The organism is Pseudoalteromonas sp. APC 3224 (genome assembly GCF_030407535.1).
Taxonomy (GTDB): Bacteria; Pseudomonadota; Gammaproteobacteria; order Enterobacterales; family Alteromonadaceae; genus Pseudoalteromonas.
On record NZ_JASDDF010000008.1, the window covers coordinates 133,257 to 140,298 of the forward strand.

10 protein-coding genes are annotated in these 7,042 nt (G+C 38.4%); 2 read left to right on the forward strand and 8 right to left on the reverse strand.

Annotated features, from left to right (window positions below):
• Both QL989_RS06270 and QL989_RS06275 read left to right on the forward strand, forming a co-directional pair.
• Positions 1-549: an SRPBCC family protein gene (locus QL989_RS06270; protein ID WP_290169090.1), complete on the forward strand. Its 549-nt coding sequence runs from the start codon at positions 1-3 to the stop codon at positions 547-549.
• Entirely contained in the window at positions 518-1,399 is an 882-nt protein-coding gene (locus QL989_RS06275) for a TIGR03899 family protein (RefSeq protein ID WP_198522489.1), read from the forward strand. The genes QL989_RS06270 and QL989_RS06275 overlap by 32 nt, the downstream gene beginning before the upstream one ends.
• A gap of 46 nt (positions 1,400-1,445) precedes the next feature.
• Here QL989_RS06275 and QL989_RS06280 read toward each other — a convergent pair whose 3' ends face one another.
• The 8 genes from QL989_RS06280 to QL989_RS06315 form a co-directional block, all read right to left on the reverse strand.
• The gene (locus QL989_RS06280; RefSeq protein WP_290169092.1) at positions 1,446-2,216 is read right to left on the reverse strand and encodes a TIGR04219 family outer membrane beta-barrel protein; all 771 of its coding nucleotides are present in this window, start codon (positions 2,214-2,216) and stop codon (positions 1,446-1,448) included.
• A gap of 3 nt (positions 2,217-2,219) precedes the next feature.
• Entirely contained in the window at positions 2,220-3,206 is a 987-nt protein-coding gene (locus tag QL989_RS06285) for a DUF2333 family protein (protein ID WP_178954815.1), read from the reverse strand.
• An 8-nt stretch (positions 3,207-3,214) separates the two neighbouring features.
• The gene (locus QL989_RS06290) at positions 3,215-3,724 is read right to left on the reverse strand and encodes a copper chaperone PCu(A)C (protein WP_178954814.1); all 510 of its coding nucleotides are present in this window, start codon (positions 3,722-3,724) and stop codon (positions 3,215-3,217) included.
• Between the two features lie 78 nt (positions 3,725-3,802).
• Positions 3,803-4,129 (reverse strand): hypothetical protein, encoded by a 327-nt coding sequence (locus tag QL989_RS06295; RefSeq protein ID WP_008115505.1) that lies wholly within the window; start codon positions 4,127-4,129, stop codon positions 3,803-3,805.
• Between the two features lie 10 nt (positions 4,130-4,139).
• A complete protein-coding gene (locus tag QL989_RS06300; RefSeq protein ID WP_290169098.1) occupies positions 4,140-4,346 on the reverse strand; it encodes a PspC domain-containing protein in 207 nt (68 codons plus the stop codon).
• Positions 4,347-4,356: 10 nt separating this feature from the next.
• Entirely contained in the window at positions 4,357-5,037 is a 681-nt protein-coding gene (locus QL989_RS06305; protein ID WP_290169101.1) for a PspA/IM30 family protein, read from the reverse strand.
• Positions 5,038-5,298: 261 nt separating this feature from the next.
• On the reverse strand, positions 5,299-6,282 hold the full coding sequence (gene dusA, locus QL989_RS06310) for a tRNA dihydrouridine(20/20a) synthase DusA (protein ID WP_290169103.1): 984 nt from the start codon (positions 6,280-6,282) through the stop codon (positions 5,299-5,301).
• 316 nt (positions 6,283-6,598) lie between these two features.
• Positions 6,599-6,811: a hypothetical protein gene (locus tag QL989_RS06315; protein ID WP_290169107.1), complete on the reverse strand. Its 213-nt coding sequence runs from the start codon at positions 6,809-6,811 to the stop codon at positions 6,599-6,601.
• Between the last annotated feature and the right edge of the window lie 231 nt (positions 6,812-7,042).

Below are 7,042 nucleotides of genomic sequence, written 5' to 3' on the forward strand. Positions count from 1 at the left end.
ATGCAGTTTTCAGCCATCTTGCTGTTGGCGTTTGTTGTTGTGGGATTACTTTTACCACAAAACTATCACGTGCAAAAAAGCATTAAAATAAATGCCCGCCCTCCTGTTATAAAGTCATTAGTGGAAGATTTTACTCAGTGGTACAAATGGTCGCCTTGGCAGCAAATAGATCCCAATATTGAATTTAGTATTGGTGAACCTAGTGCTGGTGCGGGAGCCTATCAATCTTGGCAAGGAAAGTGGGGGCAAGGCGAAATGACAATCACTTCATTAAGCGCCAATGAAGTTGTATTTAATGTATTATTTAATCAAGAACATATTATTACTAGCCGATTATTATTTAGCCCACATGCAAAAACTGTAACCTGGCATATACAAGGACAAGCAACTGTGCCGCTTATATCTGGCTATGTTGCTATATTTGCTGAAAATATATTAAGCAATATAGTCACCCTTGGGCTAAATAACTTAAAGACGGTAGCCCAACTCAGTGATGCACAAGCAATAATGGAAAGCCATGACAGTCAAAACCGCACAAGCCAGAATTAAACTTGCCAATATTATTGAGTCACTGTTAGGTTACTCGGTCACAAAAGTGAGTAATACGACTGCAGCTGATGAACAAATCTATAATACGCAGGGTAAATCAAAGTCTCTTTATCGTATTAATAGCGAGCATTCAGTATTAGCGCGAGCACAAAAAAGACAAGATCTACTGCTAATAAAACAACAACAAAATATCGAGACTATTTTAGCCTTAGCAATGGAATTTTGTCCTGATGTAGCCTGCGCTAAACAACCTGATGCCGATTGGGTAGAGCACTTTATTGCCTTATGTGAAGATACTTCAAATCAATCAATGCAAACATTATGGGCAAAAATTTTTACTGGCGAAACTATTAGCCCAGGTACCTTTTCTATAAAAAGCTTACAAACCCTCAAACATATGACCCAGCGCGAAGCGGATTCATTGAGAAAGTGTGTGTCTATTTCTGGGTATAACGAAAAAGATAGTAGTCACCTAATATTTTTAGGCTATTACAAAAAACCCTCGTTATTTGATTTATTAGGTAAGGGAAATAAAGTGTCATTAAGCATAGGTAAAAGCGGTGTGAGCTTCCCTGATATATTAACCTTAATGGACTTAAATTTGTTATACCGTAAAGAGATTGAATCCGCTGCATTAAAAGCAGGACAAGAGATAACCCTCTCCTTTTTAACTCAAAAACTAACTTTAAAAGCAAAAAGTAACGACTTAGTACTGAGCTATTATAAGTTTACCCAAACCGGTGATGAATTGTTTAGACTAATGAATTACCCAATTAATAAAGTGTACAAACAGTTAATTGGTGCAGCATTTGAAGGGGAATTTGAATTAGTGTGGCACACTTCAAAATAACTAAAAAAAGCCACACAAGGTGGCTTTTCATTAAACTAATCGGTGCTTAAAAATGAACTTGTATACCCGCAAATGGGCCTGATGCATCAATATCAGTATTAATATCATCTACATCATCAAGTTCTAAAACCATAGAGCGGTAGCCCGCTTTAACCGCAACATCAACCGCTAGGTTATCAATCAACTCCCAAGCAATACCCATTTGGTAATCTCGTACTTTACTGTCATCAATAGCTAAAAAGCTACCTTCAGCAAAAACACTTAAACCACTAAATGGTAAACCTGCTTCAAAACGTCCATATGCTAAAGGTACTACACCTGAGAACTCTTCTATCTCAGTGAAGTTAGCACCACCTTGTTGTGATGTACCCGTTACCACAACTTCACCATCAAACTGCTTAGCATTAATACCTAAATCAATTGAGATTAAGTCGTTATCAAAAATTTCATAGTAAAGAATATAATCAATGTGCGATAAGTCAGTAACTGAATTAACATCAGTACCTACAACATAATCAGTGCCATTAAAAGTAAATGTATCTTCAAGTTGTGTTGCGCCGTTTACTTCAAGCTCAGTGTATTTTAGTTTTAAGTTTGGTACTAGCGGTACTGGATGCTCAAGTGCGGCGTAATAGCTAACAAAAGTCTCATCTTCAAAGTTGAAGTTTTGTAGGGCATTATTATTATCAGAAAAGCCACCATCATTATCTGCTTTCCAACCATCAACTCCTACATATAAACCTAATACAGTGTCGGCTTGTGCTACAGGTGCTAAACATGCCATTGATAAGGCTGCTGCTATACAATACTTTTTCATTTTTTATCCTTGCGCTAATAATTCGCTAAGTTCAATCAGTGCCGCATTGGCTCTAGAGATATAATTTGCCATAACGAGTGAGTGGTTGGCGACATAACCGAATCCGTTGCCGTTTAGAATTATTGGGCTCCAAACCGTTTCTTGAGTCGCTTCAAGCTCGCGTATAATTTGTTGTAAACTAACACGGGCGTTCTTTTTATCAAGTACTTCGGCAAAATCATATTCAACTGCCTGTAAAAAATGCAGTAAAGCCCAAGTAGCACCACGTGACTCATAAAATACATCATCAATTTCCCACCACGATGTTTTTACTTGTTGTTGTAATGGCGTATAAGTAGCTTGAGTATTTGAAGAATTGCCTGCTAAATCGGTATTTACTTTGTCTTGACCTACACTCGCGCTCAAACGCTGGCTTAAGCTACCTAAGCGTTTTTCTGCTTCTTTTAACCAACTGCGTAAATTATCTGCACGTGAGTAAAACTGGCTATCGCGCTCATGCTGATTCGCAATTTGAGAACGGTAAACTAATAAGTAATCAATACCCTTTTGATATTCGCCCTCAGCACTTGGCCATGCCCATGCTTCAGAACTAATATTAAATTGTGGCTGTGCTTTTTTAAGCGCTTCGTGCTCAGTTGATTGTGACTGTGAACGACTAAAATCTTTTCGCATTGATAATGCTAAATCACGCACCATTTCCAACGCGCCATACTCCCAAGCAGGCATGTTGTCCATTATTACGCTCGGTGGCAGTACATCATTTGATAAATAACCGCCTGACTTAGTCAAGAGAGTATCAGCGACGGTAATAAGTGTTGAAGTGGTTACATACCCTGTTACTGGTTTTTCACTACGTTGCTGTGCTTGCTGTTTGGCATTTTGTACCACATCAAAACGTGCAGGCTCTATGCTCCAGTACACTGCAATAGCGTAAAATACGACAAACAATAGTACCAATGCCGTTATTATTTTTCCTTTATGCTGTGACATTTATCCCCCTAATGATGACTATGATCTTTCGATGCTTTTACCGGCTCAGCTTGCGATGCTAGCGAAACTACTTTCGCATTGGTGAATACTCGATTCCCGTCTTCAAAATATAGCGTGAGTTTGCGTTCTTGACCTACTTTTAACGGCTCTTGCGGTTCAAACACCATTAAATGATAGCTCCCAGGCTTAAAATCGAGTTGCTGATGGGCCTTAATAAGCAGTGATTCTACTTTTTGCATTTTCATCATGCCATCAGCGTGGACGTGTTCATGAATCTCAACACGACCCAACCCATCTAGGGTCGCTCTTGTAAGTGTTGCCGGAACATTACTGTGGTTTTCAATGCTGAAATAGCCCACGCTGGCTTTGGTGGCCGGTAAAAACTCTCTTACTTGCGCATTTGTTACTTGTAATTGCGCAACAACACTATCGTGCTCATGTCCTTCGTGCGCCAATAACGAAGACGAAAAAACACCCACTATTAACGCACTTGCACTCAAAATACATTGTTTAATCATCAGTAAAATCCTTGTTAAAACGAAAAAATATAGCCCAAATCTATCATAATTCCCTAATATTAGGCAGCTAATTTAAGCTCAAGAAGCTACTTTTTTGTTATCTGCGATTAACCAGCACAAGCCTGCCACAAACAATAATGGCCAAGCAATCATCAATGATCCGAATAAAAAGGCTAATATAGTTCCAGCCAGTGCCACCATCGCCGCGCCAACAAGCCCCATAGTTACCAAAGCAGCAATCGCAATAACAACAATAATGGCGACTAACGCCCCAATGAGCTCAATACCTGTCCAACTAATATCTGAAATCCACAGCGGAAATTGCCATACATCAAAATGAATTATCGAGCCGCTATTAATTAAAAATAATGTAACAATAAGTAGGCATACGGCGAAAGTTTTCATGTTGCTCTCCTTACACTGCTTTTTCTTCAAGACAACAGCGTGCGATTAAATAACCTAGCGCCACTGCAAACGGAAAACTTAAAAATAATAAAACGGTGACTAAACGAGTAGACCATACCGGAAAGTCTAATCGGTAAGCTAACCCACTACAGACACCTGATATTTTTTTGTTAAGCGTATTTTTATACCAACGACGATGTGTATTAAAATTATTCATAACAATCTCCTTAGGCTGTTTGTTTATCAGCGGTGTTTAACCTCGCTTTTAAACTTGCCAGTTCTGCATCAATTTTTTCGTTTTTAACCAGTGACTCAATTTGCATTGCCGTATTGCTCGCTGTATCTGTCAGTTCATACGCTTCAACTTGCGATTCAACACTCTCAACACGGCGCTCAATTTGCTCAAATCGTGATAAAGCAGTAGCCACTTTATCGCTCTGCAGCTGAGTATTTATCTTTGCTCTTGCCTCAACGACATTTTCACGCTTTACAAATTGTGCTTGCTTAGCTTTAGCCTGTGTCATTTTTTGCTGTAGGCGCTCACAGTCTTCTGTGATTTTTACAATTGATTGCTGCAATGTCTCAAGTTGTGTTTGTAAGCACTCTATGTTTTTTTCAATAACGTGTTTTTCAGCTAGTGCTGATTTAGCTAAATCGTCACGATTTTTTGCAATGGCATGTTCGGCCTTTAATTGCCAATTTGTGAGCGCTTGTTGTTTATTACTTACTTGACGCTTAATATTTTTTTCTTCACATAATAGTGCTGCCGCGGTGCTACGACACTCATTAAGTGCCTCTTGCATTTCGGTTAGCATCAAATTAAGTAGTTTTTCTGAATCTTCTGCTTTATCTAGCATCGCTACGATATTTGCTTGAATGACGTCGTTTACGCGATTAAATATACCCATGTTATTCTCCTGATGATTTTTTATTTATACATCAACAGGATTCCAAGAGTTATGCCAACAACTTAAAATTCTTTTATTTTCATTAAATATCAATAATTTAAATTATTTTTGGCGGGTAAGTTAATGACTAGTCACTGAATAAAATTAAGTCGAATTGGCTAATAAATTATATTTTTGACTAAAATTTGGGATCAAAAAAAGCCACCTGAGGTGACTTTTTCTATAAAGAGTATCTGTTATGCCAATTCTATTAAATTGGCATTACTCGGGTACGTAACTTAGTGCCTTATCCATAACACTTAAATCAGCTTGCTTGCCATGACCATTTTCAGATAAGTGGCGTCTAAAGCCACGCGCACCAGGCTGCCCCTGAAAAATACCCAGCATGTGACGTGCAACATGCCAAAAATTAGCCCCTAAACGCATCTCTTCTTCAATATAATCATACATAGAGCGTACAACATCATGTCGAGACTGAGTATTAGCCGCATCACCATAAATTTTTTCATCTACTTCATTAAGCATAAATGGATTACTGTAAGCCTCTCGGCCAACCATAACCCCATCTATGTACTGTAAATGCTCAAGACTTTGCTCAATGGTTTTAACACCACCGTTAATACTTAAATCAAGTTGAGGGTAATCTTTTTTAAGCTGGTAAACTCGGGGGTAGTTAAGCTCAGGAACTTCGCGATTTTCTTTCGGGCTCAATCCTTTTAGCCATGCTTTGCGCGCATGAATAATAAAATCATCACAGCCAACTTTATGAGAAGCCTCTATCAAAGCACATAAAAATTCATAAGAATCTTGCTCATCAATACCAATACGAGTTTTAACTGTAACCGGAATATTAACTTCACTTTTCATTGCAGCAACACACTCTGCAACTAAATTAGGCTCGGCCATTAAACAGGCACCAAAACGCCCATTTTGCACACGATCTGACGGACAACCTACATTAAGGTTTATTTCATCATAACCGCGCTCACCAGCAAGCTTGGCACACTGTGCTAGCGCTTGAGGATCTGATCCACCTAATTGCAATGCCACAGGGCCTTCGTGCTGATTAAAATGCAAGTAGTCACCGCGGCCGAATAAAATAGCGCCAGTTGTGATCATCTCAGTGTAGAGCACGGTGTGTTTCGTCATTTTACGATGAAACGTACGACAGTGGCGATCAGTCCAATCGAGCATGGGTGCCACGGACATTCTACGAAAGCTTGTTTTTACTGGGTTCCCAGACATTACGACACCTCCAAGGGTTTCTTCATTCATAAAATTACTGCTCCGAGTTGCTTTGAATTGCCCTGAATTGACTTGAATTACCTATATGGTCCCCCTATAGGCCCCCTAACAGAGTAGGACAGATCAATAACTTACATAAACATGCGAGTTGATGATAAAAGTATTAAATTAGACGATAGATTATACACAACCAGACTTCGAAAATGCAGTATATCTAGTGTTATATTTTATACGGTTAGAAAAGTAAATAAGTTAACCGCAAAGAAGCTAGCTGCTCATAACAGCCAGTTAAAAACCCACTAAATACGTGCTTGCTTTATTTCCCAAAATGCCTCTCAGGTAGCCGTGTCAGAACAGAAGCAGCAGCAGCGACCCCGACTAAACTAGCTATACAATTAATTCCATTAAATGAATAGAAAAAAGCTATAGACACAAAAAGCACCACTATTACTTTATTTTCAAGCATGAATGAAACAACTAAAACCACAACAAAAGCAGCTAAAACCATATTTATAAGTTCAATAATCATAATAACTTCCCATATTTTAGTTTGAACGTTTTTCAGGCTAAAGCTAAAGGCTCTTTACTATCAACCAAAAAGTGATTATTTGTAAAAATAAGTCGGGCTCACCGGAAACTTTATTTAATAAGCATTAATTAACTTGAAAAATGTACTTTTGTAGAAAAAGGTTAAAAACCTAATTCCCAGCAATAATCTACTTTTCATGGTTTATATAACAAAATATTATATAAACGCCAA